Genomic DNA, 17,791 nt, shown 5'->3' on the forward strand with positions numbered 1-17,791 from the left:
GTCGCCCTCCCGGCCCGCGACACGCACCGCCGCCATCCATCGGCCGGACGCGAGGTGTTCCATGCGCATGCCTCATCCCACCCCGACCCCCGAACCGCTGCCGTTCGAACGCGACAGCGCGCTGCCGCGCCACCTGCCGCCGTTCGAGCCGGCGATGGCGATCACCCCGGCGGCGATCGCCGCGTTCGATGCCCTGGTCCACGAACTCAACCCGGATGCCGCGCGGGTCGATGCCACCCGCCTGCAACGCCTGGCCGGCTGGCTCGCCGCGCTGCCCGCCAGCGAGGCGCGACGGGCGATCGACGAACGCCTGCAGTGCCTGCAGGACCTGCGCGCGATGGCCGCCGACGAGGCCTGGGATTGCGACCCGGCCCTGCGTCGGCGCCTGGATCAGCTGTTCGCCTATGTCGACGACGGCGACGACCTGATTCCCGACCGCGTGCCCTTGCTCGGCCTGCTCGACGACGTGCTGCTGATCGAACTGGCGTGGCCGGCGTTCGCCGCCGAAGCCGAGGATTTCCGCGATTTCTGCGCGTACCGGCGGATCGAACATCCCGTTGGCGATGCGGCGCAGCAGCGCGCGGCCTGGGTGCGCGATCGGTTGGCCGAGCTGGCCTTGCTGCAGCATCAGGCGCGGGTCAGCGACAGCCATTACGTCAATGGGCGCACGCCGGAACCGGTGTTTCGGGTGGCTTGATACGCGGGGGCGAATCCTCTTGGCGCTCTTTTCAAAAAGAGGCAGCGTTCATGGGAACAACCGTCCTGGTCGTATCGACGGAACCACGGGTCTGTCGCGCCGCGGTTCTATCGCGTTACATGTCGATCGTGCGGGCGAGGCGAACGGATTGAATACCCATGTCGACTCATCGCGGTCGCGCGTCGATTTATTGCGACCGCGCCGGAAACACGATCCGCTCAAAAACGCGTCAATTCGCCCCCTTTGACAAAGGGGGCCAGCGCCCGGCGTCAGCTTGATGTCTGAACCGTCGTCGCAGCGCGGGGGATTTGCTTTTGCTTCGGCTGCGCGCAGTACGAGCAAAAGCAAATCCCCCCTAGCCCCCCTTTTACAAAGGGGGGAACTGATTCGCCGCGGATTGGCGTGACGTCGCAATCGCGAAGGAGTGCTTCGCTCCAGCTCGCCACGCAGTCGCAACGGAGTCCGCGAACCCAAATCCGCGCAAACACGCAGCCCGCGGCTTTTCGCCACGAGCCCGAATCGCCGCCCCGGCGCCAATCCCGACCTGTCAAGGCTTGTCCCGGGCCGCCGGGCTGATACCCTGCAAGCCGGCTCGCACGCCGCTTGCCGATCACGGCTTGAGTCTCCTCCGGCACGGCCGCAGAACCGGTACGCATGTCCGCTCCATTCGTTCATCTCCACCTGCACAGCGAGTACTCGCTGGCCGACTCGACGATCCGCATCGGCGATCTGGTCAAACGCTGCGTCGCGCTCGGCCAGCCGGCCGTCGCGCTGACCGACTTCGACAACCTGTTCGCCGCGGTCAAGTTCTACAAGACCTGCGAAGGCGCCGGGATCAAGCCGATCATCGGCGCCGACGTGCATCTGGCCGACGGCAACGAAACCGCCTCGCGCCTGACCCTGCTGTGCCGCGACCGCGGCGGCTACCTGACCCTGTCGCGCCTGCTCAGCCGCGCCTGGATGGAAGGCCACCGCACCGAAGGCGTGGTGCTGCGGCCGGAGTGGCTGCGCGAGGACAACGCCGGCCTGTTCTGCCTCGCCGGCCGCCACAGCCTGGGCGGACGCCTGGCCGCGACCAATCGCCACGAACTCGCCCATGCCTGGCTGGTCGACTGGCAGGGCGTGTTCGGCGACCGCCTGCATCTGGAAATCACCCGCACCCAGCGCGACGGCGAGGAACTGTTCAACGCCTTCGCCATCCAGGCCGCGGGCAAGCGCGGCCTGCCGCTGATCGCCAGCAACGACGCGCGCTTCCTCGACGCCGAAGGCTTCGAGGCGCACGAGGCGCGCGTGTGCATCGCCTCGGGCCGCGTGCTCGACGATCCCAAGCGCCCGCGCGACTACAGCGCCGAGCAATACCTCAAGTCCAGCGAGGAAATGCGCGCGCTGTTCGCCGACGTGCCCGACGCGATCGACAACGCGCTGGCGCTGGCGACGCGCTGCAATGTCGAGCTCAAGCTCGGCGAATACGCGCTGCCGGATTTCCCGGTGCCCGCCGAGCACACCATCGAGTCGTGGCTGCGCGCGCAATCGCGCGAGGGCCTGATCAAGCGGCTGGAGAAAAATCCGATCGCGCCGGGCAAGACCCGGCAGATCTACGACGAACGCCTGGAAACCGAACTCGACGTCATCATCAAGATGGGGTTCCCCGGTTACTTCCTGATCGTCGCGGACTTCATCAATTGGGCCAAGGACCACGAGATCCCGGTCGGTCCCGGTCGCGGTTCGGGCGCCGGTTCGCTGGTGGCCTGGGCGCTGGGCATTACCGATCTCGATCCGTTGCCGTACGACCTGCTGTTCGAGCGATTCCTCAATCCCGAACGCGTGTCGATGCCCGACTTCGACATCGACTTCTGCATGGACCGCCGCGACGAAGTCATCGATTACGTCGCGCGCAAGTACGGCCGCGACCGCGTCTCGCAGATCATCACCTACGGCACCATGGCGGCGAAGGCGGTGGTGCGCGACGCCGGCCGCGTGCTCGGCCATCCCTACGGTTTCGTAGACGGCATCGCCAAGCTGATCCCGTTGACCCTGGGCATCTCGCTCGACGACGCGCTGGGCGAATCCGAAGCGGCGGCCAAGAACCCGGAACTCGCCTCCAGCGAACTGATCGCGCGCTATCGCAGCGAAGACGACGTACGCGACCTGCTCGATCTGGCGCGCGAACTCGAAGACCTGACCCGCAACGCCGGCAAGCACGCCGGCGGCGTGGTGATCGCGCCGAGCCCGCTGTCGGACTTCTGCCCGCTGTTCGCCGAACACGACGGCGAAGGCCGCGGCAAGAGCCCGGTCACCCAGTTCGACAAGGACGACGTCGAAGCCGTCGGCCTGGTCAAGTTCGACTTCCTCGGCCTGCGCACGCTCACGATCATCGATTGGGCGGTGCGCGCGATCAACAAGCGCCGCGCCAAGGAAGGTCACGAACCGCTCGACATCACCGCGCTGGAACTGACCGACAAGCCCACCTACGAACTGTTCGCGCGCGGCGATACGGTCGCGGTGTTCCAGTTCGAATCGCGCGGCATGCGCGAACTGCTCAAGCGCGCCAAGCCCGACACCTTCGAAGACATCATCGCGCTCGCCGCGTTGTTCCGTCCCGGCCCGCTGGGCTCGGGGATGGATAAGGACTGGGTCGATCGCAAGCACGGCAATGCCGAGGTCACCTATCCGCACGACTCGCTCGAGCCGGTGCTGGGGCCGACCTACGGCGTGATCGTGTACCAGGAACAGGTGATGCAGATCGCCCAGGTCCTGGCCGGCTATTCGCTCGGCGGCGCGGACATGCTGCGCCGCGCGATGGGCAAGAAAAAGCCCGAGGAAATGGCCAAGGAGCGGGCCAAGTTCGAGGCCGGCTGCGCCGAGCGCAACATCCCGGCCAAGCAGGCCAGCCCGATCTTCGACTTGATGGAGAAGTTCGCCGAGTACGGCTTCAACAAGTCGCACTCGGCCGCGTACGCGCTGGTCGCGTATCAGACCGGCTGGCTCAAGCGCCATTACGGCGCCGAGTTCATGGCCGCGACGTGTTCGTCGGACATGGACAACACCGACAAGGTGGTCAACTTCCTCGACGAAGCGCGGGTCATGGGTATCACCGTGCTGCCGCCGCACGTCAACGAATCCGAATACATGTTCGAGGCGATCGACGCCAACACGATCCGCTACGGCATCGGCGCGGTGAAGGGCGTCGGCCGCGGCGTGTGCGAGGCGATCGTCGACGCGCGCCGCGCCGGTCCGTTCGTGGACCTGCTGGATTTCTGCAAGCGCGTGGACACCGGCAAGCTCAATCGCCGGGCGATGGAAGCGCTGACCCACGCTGGCGCGCTCGACGGCCTGGGCCCCAACCGCGCCAGCTTGATGCTGCAGTTGCCGGAAGTGCTCAAGGTCACCGACCAGTTGGCCAAGGAGCGCGCCGCCGGCCAGGTCTCGCTGTTCGGTGGTTTCGAAACCGCCGCGCCGGCGCTGCACCTGGACCTGCCGCAGGCCAACGAGTGGCCGCTGAGCCAGATCCTGCACGGCGAACGCGAGACCCTGGGCCACTACCTCAGCGGCCATCCCTTCGATCCGTATCGCGACGAGCTGCGCGGGCTGGTCGGCATCGATCTGGGCGAGCTGGAAACGATCTGGGAAAAACGTCCGGAGAGCGCGCGCAGCGGCTGGCGTCCGGAGCTGGACATCATCGTCGCCGGGCAGGTCGTCGGCTTCCGCAAGAAGGGCGACAGCCAGATGTTCGTGCAGATCGAGGACGGCCGCGGCCGCCTGGAGTGCGCGTTCTTCTCCGAGACCTACAGCGAATTCGCCTCGATGCTGGCGCGCGACCGGCTGCTGGTGATCCAGGGCGGCCTGCGCGAGGACGCCTTCAGCGGCGGCTTCGCCCTGCGCGCGGCGCGCTGCTGGGACTACGCGCAGATCTGCGCCAAGCACGCGCAGCGGCTGGCGTTGCGCCTGGACCTGCGGGTGCCGGGCACCTGGCAGCGCGTGGACGCGCTGCTGGCCAAACAGCGCCCCGGCCCGACTCCGATCCGCCTGGACCTGCTGCGCCAAGGCGCGGCCGGCATGCTCGACCTCAACGGTCCGCAGTCGGTGCGCGTGGATGCGGATCTGGTCGGGCTGCTGCGCTCGCAGCCTGGGGTGAAGGCGGTGCGCTTGACCTTGGGCAAGCCCTGGGCGAATTGAGGCCGCGAGACTTCTTGCTCCCTCTCCCGCGCGCGGGAGAGGGCCGGGATGAGGGCAAGCCCGCCGCGACAGACTTCAACATCAACCCAGCAAAAGCGCCCTCATCCCAACCTTCTCCCGCAAGCGGGAGAAGGAGTCGATCAACCCGAATCCACCGGCGCACCGCGCGCCCTGCTTCGCTCCCTCTCCCGCCTGCGGGAGAGGGCCGGGGTGAGGGCAAGCCCGGCGCGGGGGTGAGGGCAATCACCAGCGGAATTCCGTTTTTACTCAACAGTAGTCACAGTCCAGGTGCATTCCCCGGCCCGAACGCATGCGTTCGGGCGTTCGCGGCCGCGCGAGCCATGGCTCGCAAACGCGGCCGCTCACCCCGCAAGCGCGAGAAGGAGCTTGACCCGCTTCTCCTCCAGACTCTGCCATCCCCCTCGGTACGGTCCCCCCCTCTGGGCTAGACTGTCCATCGACCAAGGCCCACGGCCCCCGAATGAATCCGAATTACCTCGACTTCGAGCAGCCCATCGCCGACCTGGAAGCCAAGATCCAGGAGCTGCGCCACGCCAGCAGCGGCCCGGCCGTCGACATCGACGCCGAAATCCATGCCCTGCAGGACAAGCTGCGCCTGCGCACCGCGCAGATTTTCCGTGACCTCTCGTCCTGGCAGATTTCGCAGTTGGCGCGCCATCCGGCACGCCCCTACACCCTGGATTACATCCGGGTGATGTGCGACGAGTTCCAGGAACTGGCCGGCGACCGCGCCTTCGCCGACGACAAGGCCATCGTCGGCGGCCTGGGCCGCATCGCCGGGCGCAGCGTGGTCATCGTCGGCCACCAGAAGGGCCGCGACACCAAGAGCAAGATCAAGCGCAACTTCGGCATGCCGCGTCCGGAGGGCTACCGCAAGGCGCTGCGCCTGATGAAGCTGGCCGAGCGCTTCGGCCTGCCGCTGATCACCTTCATCGACACCGCCGGCGCCTGGCCCGGCATCGACGCCGAGGAACGCGGCCAGTCCGAGGCGATCGCGCGCAATCTGCTGGAAATGGCCGAGCTGAAGATCCCGGTGATCTGCACCGTGATCGGTGAAGGCGGCTCCGGCGGCGCGCTGGCGATCGGCGTCGGCGATCGCACCTTGATGCTCGAATACAGCACCTACTCGGTGATCACCCCCGAGGGCTGCGCCTCGATCCTGTGGAAGACCGCCGAAAAGGCCAAGGACGCGGCCGAACAGCTCGGCCTGACCGCCAAGCGCTTGCACGAGTTGGGCCTGATCGACAAGATCGTGCGCGAGCCGATCGGCGGCGCGCATCGCAACCCGAAGCAGATGGCGACGCGGTTGAAGGCGGTGTTGATCAACGAGATCGACGCGCTGGAGAACGTGCCGGTCGAGGAACTGCTGCAGCGTCGCTATGAGCGCTTGCGCGGTTACGGCGCGTACGAAGCCGCCTGATTCTTACGGGCAATCGCGGACATGGATGTCCTGTTCAAGCGAATCGCCGCGGTGCTGGCGGGCGTCGTCGCCCTGTTCTTTCTGCTGCTTCAGGGCGCTTATTGGTACGGCGCGTACGATTTGCCCAAATCATTGCCGGGGCCGCGCCAGGAATATCCAGGCCATGCGCGTGCGTTGCTGTGGGCGCAGCACGGTGGCCAGGGCGAGATCCGGATCAGGCGATTGAGCAGCATCGGCATGCCGCTCGCGGGCCTCGGCCACGGTTTGCGGTGTCTGCTTGTATGGAAGATGAGCAACGCCGATACCGGCCATGACGCAGCCTGCATGGATCCGCCGGATGCTCGGGTGCTGAAGGTTGCCGCAAGCGATATCTCGTTTTCGCTGATTGCTGCCGCCGAACCGAGCCGTATCGCCAAAGACGGCGTTGGCAATGCGGAAGCGCTCAGACGCTATTCGAATCGTTGGTGGTTCATGGAAATGTCGATCGCCAGCCGTCTGAGCCAGGAATGGCCGGCCGAACGCATCGTCGACTCGATTCTCGACTCCGCAAGTCTGGGGCTTCAAGCCAAAGGCCTGGAGCACGCCGCGCGGTTCTACTTCGATCGGCCCGCGGCGCAGCTGACTCCATCGGAAACCGCCGCTCTGCTCGTGATCTCGATGAGCGCCTCGTACTACGACCCCGCCTGCAAGCCCGACGATTTCCGTCGGGCCTACGTGCGCCTGATGCTCAAGACCGACTACACCTTCAACCTGCGCGACCCCGACGCCGACCTGACGCGAATGAAGCGTCCGGCCTGCACAAGAAAGTATTGAGCGAGCATCGCGGCCGCGGCTCACCAAGCCCGCTGATACTGCTCCGGCACATGCACGTTCGCGCCCAACTCGTGCGCGGCGCGCAGCGGAAAATACGGATCGCGCAGCAACTCGCGCGCGAGCAGCACCACGTCGGCCTCGCCGTCGGCGACGATCTTCTCAGCCTGCGCGGCGCGCGTGATCAAGCCGACCGCGCCGGTGGCGATGCCCGCCTCGCGACGGATGCGCGCCGAGAACGGCACCTGATAACCCGGCTCGACCGGAATGCGCACATGCGGCACCAGGCCACCGCTGGACACGTCGATCAGATCGACGCCGAGGTCCTTGACGATCCGCGCCAGTTCGACGCTCTGTTCGATATCCCAGCCGCCGTCGGCCCAGTCGGTCGCGGAAATGCGCAGCCACAACGGCAGACGTTCGGGCCACACCTCGCGCACCGCGACCAGCACTTCGCGCAGCAGGCGGGTGCGGTTTTCGAAGCTGCCACCGTAGCGGTCGTCGCGTTGGTTCGACAATGGCGACAGAAACTGATGCAGCAGATAACCGTGCGCGGCGTGGATCTCGACCAACTGGAAACACGCATCGAGCGCGCGCTGCGCGGCCGCGGCGAAATCGTCGATCACATTACGGATGTCGATCGGTTCCAGCGCGCGCGGTTGCGGCGAATCCTCCCGGAACGCGAGCGCCGACGGCGCTACCGGGGTCCAGCCGCCGGCATCGGCCGCCACGCCCTTGCCGCCGAGCCACGGCGCTTCGACGCTGGCCTTGCGCCCGGCGTGCGCCAGCTGCACGCCGACCGCGGCTTCGCGCGAACGCAGGAAGCAGCTGATGCGATGCCAGGCCTCGGCCTGCGCGGCGTTCCACAGGCCGGTGTCGGCCGGGGAAATACGCCCCTGCGGCGAGACCGCGCAGGCCTCGGTCATGACCAGGCCGGCGCCGCCGACCGCGCGGCTGCCCAGATGGACCAGATGCCAGTTGTTCGGCACGCCGTCCACCGCCGAGTACTGGCACATTGGCGAAACCACCAGGCGGTTGCGCAAGGTCAAGGAGCGTTGCGACAGCGGAGCGAAAAGCCGGGACACGACGCGATCTCTGCATTACCAAGGAGAACTCAAGGTAATGGCGGCCCAGCGCGTGCGCAGCATCATCCATGGGTTGCTGCGTCCCGCGGTCGTGGCACCATGCCGGCATGTTGGTATCAAACTTCGATGCGATCGCCGCCGCGCTGCGCGAACTGCCGGCCACGCCGCTGTGCGTGGGCTATAGCGGCGGGCTGGATTCGAGCGTGCTGCTGCATGCCTTGGCGGCGTTGCCGCGGGCGCGGCAACAGGGCCTGCGGGCGTGGCATGTGCATCATGGCTTGCATGCGCAGGCCGACGATTGGGCGCGGCATTGCCAGGAAATCTGCCGCTCGAACGAGCTGGAATTGACCGTTTCGCGGGTGTCGGTTGCGCGCGACGCGGGCGACGGTCCGGAAGCGGCGGCTCGGCGTGCGCGTCATGCCGCGTTCGAGGCCGGTCTGGGTATCGGCGAAGCCCTGGTCCTCGCGCATCACCGTGACGATCAGGCCGAAACCCTGCTGCTGAGGCTGCTGCGCGGCTCCGGTTCGACCGGGCTGGCGTCGATGACGCCGTGGCGCGCCTGCGGCGAAGGCCGATTGTGGCGGCCGCTGTTGTCGGTACCGCGCGCTGCGTTGCTTGCTTACGCGCAGGCTCATGGCCTGCGCTGGATCGACGACCCCAGCAACGACGACGATCGCTACGACCGCAATTTCCTGCGCAACCGGGTCATGCCGCTGCTGCGCGAGCGTTGGCCGCAGGCGGATGCGAGTTTCGCCCTGTCCGCACGCTTGGCCGGCGAGTCCGAACGCCTGCTCGACGAGGAAGACGCGCTGGCGCTTGCCGCCGTGCGCAGTCTCGATCCGCAGGCGCTGTCGCGCGCGGCCTTGCGGACCTTGCCGGTCGCGCGGCGCGCGCGGGTGCTGCGGCGCTGGATCGCCGGCCTGGGTCTGCCGCCACTGCCGACCCAGGGCGTGCTCCAGATCGAATCGCAATTGCTCGACGCGCGCGCCGACGCCGAAGCCGAGTTCGCCTGGCAGGGCGCGGTTATACATGCCTGGCGCGACCTGCTGCACGCGCAGATGCACAGGCCGGCCTTGGCCGAAGACTGGCAGGCGCCGTGGGACGGACGCGCGCCGTTGGCCCTGCCCGACGGCGGCGAGTGGCGGCTCGAAGGCGCCGAGGCCTTCGACACGCCGGGCGTGGCGCATGCGCGGCGCGGCGGCGAACGCATCGTGCTGCCGGGACGCACGCACGGCCACATGCTGCGCAAGGTGCTGCAGGACCTCGGCGTGCCGCCGTGGGAGCGGCGCCGCATGCCGCTGCTCAGCACGGCGCAGGGCGAGCTGCTGGCGGTGGGCGATGTGGCGGTGTCGGCGCGGATGGATGCGTGGTTGCGGGAGTGTGGGGGGCGGTTGACCTTGGTGGCGGGTTAAATCCACCACGCTGGGCGGGATTGTTCGCTGTGTTCTTGGCTCTCTGTGTTCTTGGCTCGCTGTGTTCCTGGCTCGCTGTATTCGTGGTCCGCTGTGTTCTTGGCCTGCTTCGTGCGCCGGCATCCGTTGTTTCTGCACTTTCGCGCGCCGCTGTTCCTGCGGGCATCGGGATGCCGTTACTGCTGCGTGTATCGCGCTTATTTATTCCTGCGGGCACCGAGCCCTCTCGTTTCGTCATCATCCTCCAAGACCGTCATTCCCGCGAAGGCGGGCTCTGCTTTACTTCGGCGTAGCCGAACATCCAGGGCCTTTCGTGCGAGACCGCTTGAAGTCTTGCAAGGTCAAAGTCACTGGATGTTCGGCTACGCCGAAGTAAAGCAGAGCCCGCGTTCGCGGGAATGACGTCCTGGAAAGATGACGCTGAAGTCTCTGGACATTGGGCTACGCCGAAGTAAAGCAGAGCCCGCTTTCGCGGGAATGACGGCCTGGAAGGATGGCGCTGAAGTCTCTGGATATTCGGCTATGCCGCAGTAAAGCAAATCCCGCGTTCGCGGGAATGACGATCTGAAGGGATGCCGCTGAAGTCTCTGGATTCCCGCCTTCGCGGGAATGACGTTCTGGTGAGATGCACCAACCCCATCGCCCACACCCTCTGCGTCCCCACGCCGCATTGACCCCGCCCCGCCCCCGCCGCACACTTCCCGTATGCCTCGTAAAACCCCCACCGAAGCCTCGCCGGTCGCCGATTTCGAGCAGTCGCTCGATGCCCTGGAGCAACTGGTCGAGAAGATGGAACACGGCGAGATGAGCCTGGAAGATTCGCTCGCCGCCTATGAGCGCGGCGTCGGTCTCTACCGCCGCTGCCAGTCCGCGCTGGAACAGGCCGAATTGCGCGTGCGCCTGCTTACCGATCCGCAGGACCCGGCCAGCGCCGAGCCGTTCGGCAATGCCGGCCCTCCGGGCAGCGAAGTCGATGCGTGATGCGGCCGGGCTGGACGACCTGCTGAGTCAATGGCGTGAGCGTGCCGATCGCGCGCTTACCCACGCACTGCCCGCCTCCGACGCCGCGCCGCAGCGCCTGCACCAGGCGATGCGCCATGCGGTGCTGCTCGGCGGCAAGCGCATGCGCCCGCTGCTGGTCCATGCCGCCGGCGCGCTGTTCGAGGTCGCGCCGACGGTGCTCGATGCGCCGGCCACCGCGGTCGAACTGATCCACGCCTATTCGCTGGTCCACGACGACCTGCCGGCCATGGACGACGACGCCCTGCGCCGCGGCCAGCCGACCGTGCACGTGGCCTTCGACGAGGCCACTGCCATCCTCGCCGGCGACGCGCTGCAATCGCTGGCGTTCGCGGTATTGGCCGACACCGATACAGACGATGCCACCCGCGTCGCCCTGCTGCGTACCCTGGCCCAGGCCGCGGGCGTGGCCGGCATGTGCGGCGGCCAGGCGCTCGACATCGACGCCACCGGCACCGGCGTCCAGCTCGACGTGGCCGCGCTGGAGCATCTGCATTCGCTCAAGACCGGCGCGCTGATCCGCGCCAGCGTGCGCATGGGCGCGCTGTGCGGCCACGCCGACGGCGCCGCGCTCGACGCCCTGGACCGCTACGCGCAGGCGCTGGGACTGGCCTTCCAGGTCCGCGACGACATCCTCGATGTCGAAGGCGACAGCCAGACCCTCGGCAAGACCGCCGGCAAGGACGCAGCCCAGGACAAATCGACCTTCCCCGCGCTGATCGGCCTGGACGCCTCGCGCGCGCGCCTGGACCAACTGGCGCGCGCGATGGATGCCGCGCTGGAACCGTTCGGCCACGGCGCCGACGCGCTGCGCGCGCTGGGACGGCTGGCGATCGAACGCGATCGTTGAGCGCGAGCGTCGCCGCTCTGGCCTTCATCGCCGCTCGCGGCGCCGCGAAGTCTTGTGAGAGGGCCCCTGGCCCCAGCGCTGTTCGCTCGGATCAGATATCCACTGCACAGCGTTTGCGCGCACCGGGACGGCTGCTGACCGGACGCGACGGCTTGGCCGCGGGCGCCGCATTGCCCGCATCTTCGTCGCCGCCTGCTCAACGAAGTTCCTACGGGTGAGCTCAGCCCCGCCGCTTTTCGCTCCGCTCCCGCATTCACTGCATGGCGCTAGCGCGACGACGACCCATCGCGACCGTATCCGCGTCACGCGCATTTCGAACCAACACCTTGGATGCGAACACGAAAAAGGGCAGACCGAAGTCTGCCCTTTTCGTTTTCCCCTGACCGGCCGCGAACGGCCAGCCCCAAGTTCAAATCCCTATTCCCGACTCAGGCGATCAGGCGCAGGGTCAGCGGATAGCGATAGCGCACGCCGTCCTTCGCCTTGAGGCCGGCGATGATGAAGAACACCACCGACACGATCCAGATCACCGGCGACAGCAGGCCGGCCAGACCGAAGGTCACGAACGACAGCACCATCAGCACGATGTACACGATGAACAGCGAGATGGTGAAATTCAGCGCTTCCTTGGACTGATCGGTCAGGAATTCCTTCTCCGGCTTGTCCTTGTTGATCAACCAGATGATCAACGGGACGATGAAGCCGAAGACGATCGCCGAGAGGTGGGTGATCATCGCCAGGGTGCGGTCCTCGCTGCTGCCGGACGCTTGTTCGTTCAAATCGTTCATTCCTTGTTCCCCTTTCCTGTTCGTGATGTGAGTCCGATGGGCCAGCTCCGGGCTGCCCAACCGCGTCACTGTCGGCCGTGAGCGTCCATGCTGTCAAGGTAAATAGGGTATGGCTGCCGCACTTTATCTGTGTCCGGCATGCTCGGACGGCCTTGACCGCCGGCCCGAGCATGCCGTTGCAATCAGGCTGTCACGGTCGCCGTCGCTCAAAATGATCGAACGCGCGAAATCGGTGCCGGCGGCCACGCCGCGACTGCCCGCCTGGTCGTGGCGCGAACCACCGGGATCGGGTCATCGAACCACATGATTCACGTCACCCTGAGGCCGGAACCGGAGCCGCCTAGGCCGCCCGCCAGCCCGTCATCGGCGCGACCGCGCGACTGGCCGGAAACACCCGCGACTCGACCGCCGATTCGGCCAGCCCGAGGTGTTCGCTCAGCACGCTCTTGAACAGACCGCGCAGATCGCTGGTCGCGCGCAGATCGCGGCCCTGGTTGAGCTGCGCCGGGGCCAGGCCCGGCCAGTCGCCGCCGATGCGTCCGCCGCGCACCGCGCCGCCGCACAGCAGGGCCATGCCGCCGGTGCCGTGATCGGTGCCGCCGGTGCCGTTGATCGCCGCGGTGCGTCCGAACTCGGTGACCACCGCGATCACCGTGCGCGGCCACGCCGCGCCGAAGCCCGCGCGCGCCGCGGCCAGGCCCTGATCGAGTTCGGCCAGCTTGCGCTGCAACACCTGCGCCTGATTGCGGTGCGTGTCCCAACCGCTGTCCTCGACGAAGCCGATGCGCGGGCCATCGGGGGCGCTCATACGCTGCGCGGCGATGCGCATCGCTTCGGGCAGCGCGAACGCGCCCTTGCCATCGCGCGTCATCGTCGCGGCGTGGGTGGAACGCTCGAAGGTCTCGCTCAGGCGCGGATCGGCCGCATACAGCGGCTGCAAGCGCTGCAACAGCTGCGGATCGACGTCCTTCGGCAACGGCGGCCACCAGTTGCTGGCGCGCTCGCTGCCGCGCAAGGCCAGCGGCATCACCGCGGCGACCGCGAAACCCGCGCCGCCCGGCATCGCCTGCACGCAGCGGCCGAGCCAGCCGTCGCGCGCGCCGGTCGGCGACGCGGTGCCGTTTTCCAGGCAATCCTGCGCGTCGAAATGCGAGCGCTCGCGATACGGCGGCGCGATCGCCACGATCGGCATCAGCTCGCGTGCGCGGTACATCGTCGCCGCGTGCTGCATCGCCGAATGCAGGCCGAAGCCCGCGTCGATGCGGATCGGATCGTCCACCGCGCCCTCGCCGCGCAAACGCGCGTAGGCCGGATCGGCGTACGGCGGCAACAGATGCAAGCCGTCCAGGCCGCCGCGCAGCAACACCAGCAGGAAACGCGTGTCGTGCCCGGTCGCGGCGCGGGTCGCGCCGGGAAACAGGGTCAGCAGCGCGCTGGCGCCGAATGCGGCGAGCAGGCCTCGTCGTTGCGCGTCCATCTCAGCTTCTCCACTGAAACGCGGGGCTGGCGAACAGCAGCGCGTAGCCTTCGCTGGCCGAACCGGCGCGGCGCAGGCCGATCGCGAAATCGCCGTTGACCGCGTCGCTGCCGAGCACCGACAGCGCGCGCTGATACGGCGTGGACGCCTGCGCATCGACGCGCGCGGCGAACAACTGCGCGGCCTGGATGCGCTTGAACAGGCCGTCGGGATTGCTCCAGTCGGCGGCGGTGTCGGGAAACCCGGCCGGCGAGCGCGGCGTGAACACCGGTTGGCCGAGGCTGGCCAGTAATCCGATCAGCGCGCGCGCTTCGTTGCCTACCGGCAATTCGCCCGCGCGCAAGGCCGAGATCACGAAATCGTTGGGGGTCTTGAACTTGCGCGCGGCCGGCGACCACGCCTCGTCGCTTTCGATCAGGCTGCGGTACAGCGCCCGCAGGTCGCCGTCGCTATGCAGATAGGCCTGGGCCATGCGTTCGACCAACGCCGGCGGCGGCTCGTCGGCGACGAAATGGCGCGCGAGCTTGAAACTCAGATGGCGCGCGGTGGCTGGATGTCGGGCCAGATCGGCCAGCACCGCGCGGCCCTGTTCGACCCCGCCTTCGGCGTAGTCGCGGCCGAGCACGCGGCGCGCGCCGGGTTCGTGCGCATTGGCGCGGAACACGAACGAGGCGTCGAGCGCCTGCGCATCGCGCGGGCCCGGCGTGCTCCAGCCGGTGATCGCGCGCGCGAGTTCGATCACGTCGTCCTGGCGGTAGCCGCCGTCGACACCGAGGGTGTGCAGTTCGAGGATCTCGCGCGCGAGGTTTTCGTTGAGCCCGCGCCGCGGTTTGTCGCCATCGCCGCTCATGCGTTGCGCGCGCCGCGCCGCGCGCGAGTCGTCGCCGATCGATACCGCGTTGTCGAGATAACGCAGCATCGCCGGATGGCTTTCCACCGCGAGCAGCAGATCCTCGAAGCGGCCGAGCACGTGCGGCCGGATCGCTTCGCGCTCCATCGATCCGGCGTACAGGCGCGCGTTGCCCTTGTCGATGGAAACGGCGAAATGGTTCGACCAGAACTGGGTCAGGCGTTCGACGAACGGCGCCTCGGTGGAAGCGGCATGGCGATAGCGCGCGGCGAACTCGGCCAGTTGCTGGCGACGCAGTTCGCGGCGCAGGGCTTCGGCGGGAGTGGCGGGTTCGCGTTCGGCGGATTCGTTCGGTGTGGGACTGTTGCGGTCGGCGACAGTGCGGCGGCGGTGCGCGGATGCGGCGTTCATGCCGGGCGCGGTCATCGTCGATTCCGATGCGGATTCGGACGATGGAGCCATCATCGGCTGCGGCGACTTCGCCGGCGCTTCAGCGTTCCGGCTCGCGCGATTCGCGCGCTGTTGTTCGTATTCGCGCTGCAAGGTCGCGGCGCTGCCCGGCAGGTCGCGGAATTCCGCCAGCGACGGCGGCTCGCGCAATTGCACGAGCAGAATCTGGCGGCCGTCGCCGGCGCGGTCGAGCTCGCCGGGGCGTGCGCCGAGTCCGAAACGATTGGCGGCCGTGGCCTTGCTTGCGCTCATCCGGCTCTCCGGGCGGGAACTACGCCAGAGAACGGGTGGCCACGCCTCGGGTTGACAGGCCGCGGAGCCTATTCAGTAGGCGATGCGCGGATTCGCAACTGCGGTCAAGGAATGGTGCACGGGCATGGCCGCGATCACGCTCGCGCGGGTTCCGCGGCGTTGCCCGGTCGTCCGATCGCCACGTCGATGCGTTGCGGCGATCGGATTGAGTCGGACCAAACGGGCCTGCCGCAGCAGACCCGATAGCGATCGCCGCGCCGCAAATCCGACGACGCGACCGCGCAATCAAACGATCAGCCGCCGCATCGCGCCGCGGCTCAATCCTCGGCGCTTTCGCCCGCCACCGTCATCCGCCCGATCAATATCGAACCGGTGCGCACATGCGAGCGCTCGTCGACGTCGGTGCCGACCGCTTCGATCGCCGAGAACATCGAACGCAGATTGCCGGCGATGGTGATGCCGTCGACCGGATACTGCAGCTCGCCGTTCTCGACCCAGAAACCGGCCGCGCCGCGCGAGTAATCGCCGGTCACCGCGTTGACGCCCTGCCCCATCAGCTCGGTCACCACCAGGCCGCGCCCCATCTGCTTGAGCATTGAGGTGTAGTCGCCGGCATTGGCCGCGACCTGCAGGTTGTGCACGCCGCCGGCGTTGCCGGTGGTCTGCAGGCCCAGCTTGCGCGCCGAATAACTGCTGAGCACGTAATGCTGCAACACGCCGGCGTCGATCAAGGCCGATTCGTGGGTGGCCACGCCTTCGGCGTCGTACGAGGTCGAACGGTAGCCGCGATGCAGGAACGGTTGTTCGTCGATGCGGAACCACGACGGAAACAACTGGGTGCCGGCGCTGTCGACCAGGAAGCTCGCGCGCCGGTACAGCGCGCCGCCGCTGATGCCGCCGAGCAGATGGCCGATCAGCGAACGCGCGCTTTCGGCCGCGTACAGCACCGGGTATTCGCCGGTCGCGATCTGCCGCGGAGCCAATCGCGCGACCGTGCGCTCGGCGGCCTTGCGGCCGACGCTGGCGGCCGATTCCAACTCGTCGGCGGCCATCGCCGAGGTGTACCAGCCATCGCGCTGCATATTGTCGCCGCGGCCGCCGATCAAGGCGACGCCGAGGCTGTGCTGGGTGCTGCGCTCGCGGCCGACGAAACCATGCGAATTGGCGTAGACGCCCAGGCTCGCGCCGGTGCCGACCGAGGCGCCATCGCTGTTCTCGATGCGCTTGTCGAAATCGCGGCCAGCGCTTTCGCAGGCCAGCGCCAGTTCGATCGCGCGGTCGGCGTCGATGTTCCAGGGATGCCAGGTGTCGAAATCGCGCAGATCAGTCGCCATCAAGGCCGCGTCGGCCAAGCCGGCGGCTTCGTCGTCCTCGGTGTAGCGAGCCAGCGCGCAGGCCTGTTCGACCGTGGCCTCCAGGCTCTCCTCGCGCAGATCGGCGGTGCTGGCGCTGCCTTTGCGCTGGCCGAAGTAGACGGTCATGGCGATGCCGCGGTCGCGGGTGGATTCGACCGTTTCGACCTCGCCCATGCGCACGTTGACGTTGAGGCCGGCCTCTTCCGAGCACGACACTTCGGCCTGGGTGGCGCCGCGCGCGCGCGCCGCGGCGAGCAGCCGCTGTGACAGATCCACGAGCACGTCCAGGCGCGCTTCGGGGTCGGCGAAGGTGTGGGCCGGGGCGGCCGCGATGCCGGAGCTGGGGGCTAACACGTTCAATGGCTTATCCTTGGTGCCGCGGCGCGTGGGCGCCGCCGAGTTGGCGGTGGCGCGCAGGCGCCGCTGGAAACGCAAGCGGCGTCGTTGCGACGCGATATTGTTCAGTTTGACGGTACACGAGGTGTTTTGCGATGCGCGGCAGAGATGAGGAAACCGGCGAATTCCTGAGCCCCAGCCGGAGCCAGAACCGGCGCGAGGCGCTGGAAACATTGGCCCTGGGCGAAAAACTGGTGTCCCTGACCGAGGCCCAGCTGGCCAAGCTGCCGGTGCCCGAGGCGCTGCTGCCGCATATCCGCGACTGCAAGCGCATCACCGCGCATGTCGCCCACAAGCGCCAGCTGGCGTTCCTGGCCAAGCAGATGCGCCGCGAGGACGATGCGGCGATGGACGCGCTGCGCGATGCGCTCGACGAAAACGGCGAGACCGCGCGGCGCGAGATCGCCGCGATGCACCGCATCGAGACCTGGCGCGAACGCCTGCTCGACAACGGCGACGCGGCGCTGGCCGAACTGCTCGACGAATACCCGGGCGCCGACCGGCAACGCCTGCGCCAACTGGTGCGCAACACGCTGGAAGAACGCAAGCGCAACAAGCCGCCGCATGCGTTTCGCGAGTTGTACCGCGAGTTGCGCACGGTGTTGGCTGGGCCGGGCGATGCGGGCGACGACGACGAGTTCATCGACGAAAGCCACGACTGAACGCAATTGCTTTTGAAGCCCCTCTCCCGCTGGCGGGGTGAGCGGGCGCTGCTTGCGAGCCATCGGCTCG

13 protein-coding genes are annotated in these 17,791 nt (G+C 67.8%); 8 read left to right on the plus strand and 5 right to left on the minus strand.

Annotated elements, in window-relative coordinates:
* The first annotated feature begins 67 nt into the window (after positions 1 to 67).
* The 4 genes from ASD86_RS07505 to ASD86_RS07520 all read left to right on the plus strand — a co-directional run bounded on the left by ASD86_RS07505 (position 68) and on the right by ASD86_RS07520 (position 7,127).
* Complete coding sequence (locus ASD86_RS07505; protein WP_157476288.1) at positions 68 to 697, plus strand: hypothetical protein; 630 nt, start codon at positions 68 to 70, stop codon at positions 695 to 697.
* Between the two features lie 654 nt (positions 698 to 1,351).
* Positions 1,352 to 4,873: a DNA polymerase III subunit alpha gene (dnaE, locus tag ASD86_RS07510; protein WP_056108878.1), complete on the plus strand. Its 3,522-nt coding sequence runs from the start codon at positions 1,352 to 1,354 to the stop codon at positions 4,871 to 4,873.
* A gap of 481 nt (positions 4,874 to 5,354) precedes the next feature.
* Complete coding sequence (locus ASD86_RS07515; protein ID WP_056108882.1) at positions 5,355 to 6,314, plus strand: acetyl-CoA carboxylase carboxyltransferase subunit alpha; 960 nt, start codon at positions 5,355 to 5,357, stop codon at positions 6,312 to 6,314.
* Between the two features lie 21 nt (positions 6,315 to 6,335).
* On the plus strand, positions 6,336 to 7,127 hold the full coding sequence (locus ASD86_RS07520) for a transglycosylase domain-containing protein (protein WP_056108886.1): 792 nt from the start codon (positions 6,336 to 6,338) through the stop codon (positions 7,125 to 7,127).
* 20 nt (positions 7,128 to 7,147) lie between these two features.
* Here the strand turns inward: ASD86_RS07520 and ASD86_RS07525 are convergent, their stop codons facing one another.
* The gene (locus tag ASD86_RS07525; protein WP_056108889.1) at positions 7,148 to 8,209 is read right to left on the minus strand and encodes an NADH:flavin oxidoreductase/NADH oxidase; all 1,062 of its coding nucleotides are present in this window, start codon (positions 8,207 to 8,209) and stop codon (positions 7,148 to 7,150) included.
* 107 nt (positions 8,210 to 8,316) lie between these two features.
* Here ASD86_RS07525 and tilS point away from each other — a divergent pair, with 107 nt between their 5' ends.
* From tilS to ispA, 3 genes are all read left to right on the plus strand, one after another.
* Positions 8,317 to 9,621, plus strand: coding sequence for a tRNA lysidine(34) synthetase TilS (gene tilS / locus ASD86_RS07530; RefSeq protein ID WP_056108891.1), 1,305 nt, complete (start codon positions 8,317 to 8,319; stop codon positions 9,619 to 9,621).
* Between the two features lie 705 nt (positions 9,622 to 10,326).
* On the plus strand, positions 10,327 to 10,602 hold the full coding sequence (locus tag ASD86_RS07535) for an exodeoxyribonuclease VII small subunit (RefSeq protein ID WP_056108893.1): 276 nt from the start codon (positions 10,327 to 10,329) through the stop codon (positions 10,600 to 10,602).
* The gene (gene ispA / locus ASD86_RS07540) at positions 10,595 to 11,491 is read left to right on the plus strand and encodes a (2E,6E)-farnesyl diphosphate synthase (RefSeq protein WP_056108896.1); all 897 of its coding nucleotides are present in this window, start codon (positions 10,595 to 10,597) and stop codon (positions 11,489 to 11,491) included. Before ASD86_RS07535 ends, ispA begins: the two co-directional genes overlap by 8 nt.
* A 428-nt stretch (positions 11,492 to 11,919) precedes the next feature.
* On the opposite strand, the gene ASD86_RS07545 is transcribed toward ispA, so the two are convergent.
* The 4 genes from ASD86_RS07545 to pmbA form a co-directional block, all read right to left on the minus strand.
* The gene (locus ASD86_RS07545; RefSeq protein ID WP_056108899.1) at positions 11,920 to 12,279 is read right to left on the minus strand and encodes a DUF4870 domain-containing protein; all 360 of its coding nucleotides are present in this window, start codon (positions 12,277 to 12,279) and stop codon (positions 11,920 to 11,922) included.
* A gap of 340 nt (positions 12,280 to 12,619) precedes the next feature.
* Positions 12,620 to 13,756, minus strand: coding sequence for a DUF1501 domain-containing protein (locus ASD86_RS07550; RefSeq protein WP_056108902.1), 1,137 nt, complete (start codon positions 13,754 to 13,756; stop codon positions 12,620 to 12,622).
* A 1-nt stretch (position 13,757) separates the two neighbouring features.
* Entirely contained in the window at positions 13,758 to 15,308 is a 1,551-nt protein-coding gene (locus ASD86_RS07555; protein ID WP_056108903.1) for a DUF1800 domain-containing protein, read from the minus strand.
* Positions 15,309 to 15,625: 317 nt separating this feature from the next.
* Complete coding sequence (gene pmbA, locus ASD86_RS07560; protein ID WP_056109232.1) at positions 15,626 to 16,996, minus strand: metalloprotease PmbA; 1,371 nt, start codon at positions 16,994 to 16,996, stop codon at positions 15,626 to 15,628.
* 158 nt (positions 16,997 to 17,154) lie between these two features.
* Between pmbA and yjgA the strand changes: the two genes are divergently transcribed.
* On the plus strand, positions 17,155 to 17,721 hold the full coding sequence (yjgA, locus tag ASD86_RS25850) for a ribosome biogenesis factor YjgA (protein ID WP_082578165.1): 567 nt from the start codon (positions 17,155 to 17,157) through the stop codon (positions 17,719 to 17,721).
* Positions 17,722 to 17,791: the final 70 nt, after the last annotated feature.

It is taken from the genome of Lysobacter sp. Root690, from assembly GCF_001427785.1.
Taxonomy (GTDB): Bacteria; Pseudomonadota; Gammaproteobacteria; order Xanthomonadales; family Xanthomonadaceae; genus Lysobacter.

Excerpts from the sequence above, each read along its gene's own strand:
- ASD86_RS07505 (WP_157476288.1), top strand. The coding sequence starts at position 68 with ATGCCTCATCCCACCCCGACCCCCGAACCGCTGCCGTTCGAACGCGAC.
- dnaE (WP_056108878.1), top strand. The coding sequence starts at position 1,352 with ATGTCCGCTCCATTCGTTCATCTCCACCTGCACAGCGAGTACTCGCTG.
- ASD86_RS07515 (WP_056108882.1), top strand. The coding sequence starts at position 5,355 with ATGAATCCGAATTACCTCGACTTCGAGCAGCCCATCGCCGACCTGGAA.
- ASD86_RS07520 (WP_056108886.1), top strand. The coding sequence starts at position 6,336 with ATGGATGTCCTGTTCAAGCGAATCGCCGCGGTGCTGGCGGGCGTCGTC.
- tilS (WP_056108891.1), top strand. The coding sequence starts at position 8,317 with ATGTTGGTATCAAACTTCGATGCGATCGCCGCCGCGCTGCGCGAACTG.
- ASD86_RS07535 (WP_056108893.1), top strand. The coding sequence starts at position 10,327 with ATGCCTCGTAAAACCCCCACCGAAGCCTCGCCGGTCGCCGATTTCGAG.
- ispA (WP_056108896.1), top strand. The coding sequence starts at position 10,595 with ATGCGTGATGCGGCCGGGCTGGACGACCTGCTGAGTCAATGGCGTGAG.
- ASD86_RS07545 (WP_056108899.1), bottom strand. The coding sequence starts at position 12,279 with ATGAACGATTTGAACGAACAAGCGTCCGGCAGCAGCGAGGACCGCACC.
- ASD86_RS07550 (WP_056108902.1), bottom strand. The coding sequence starts at position 13,756 with ATGGACGCGCAACGACGAGGCCTGCTCGCCGCATTCGGCGCCAGCGCG.
- ASD86_RS07555 (WP_056108903.1), bottom strand. The coding sequence starts at position 15,308 with ATGAGCGCAAGCAAGGCCACGGCCGCCAATCGTTTCGGACTCGGCGCA.
- yjgA (WP_082578165.1), top strand. The coding sequence starts at position 17,155 with ATGCGCGGCAGAGATGAGGAAACCGGCGAATTCCTGAGCCCCAGCCGG.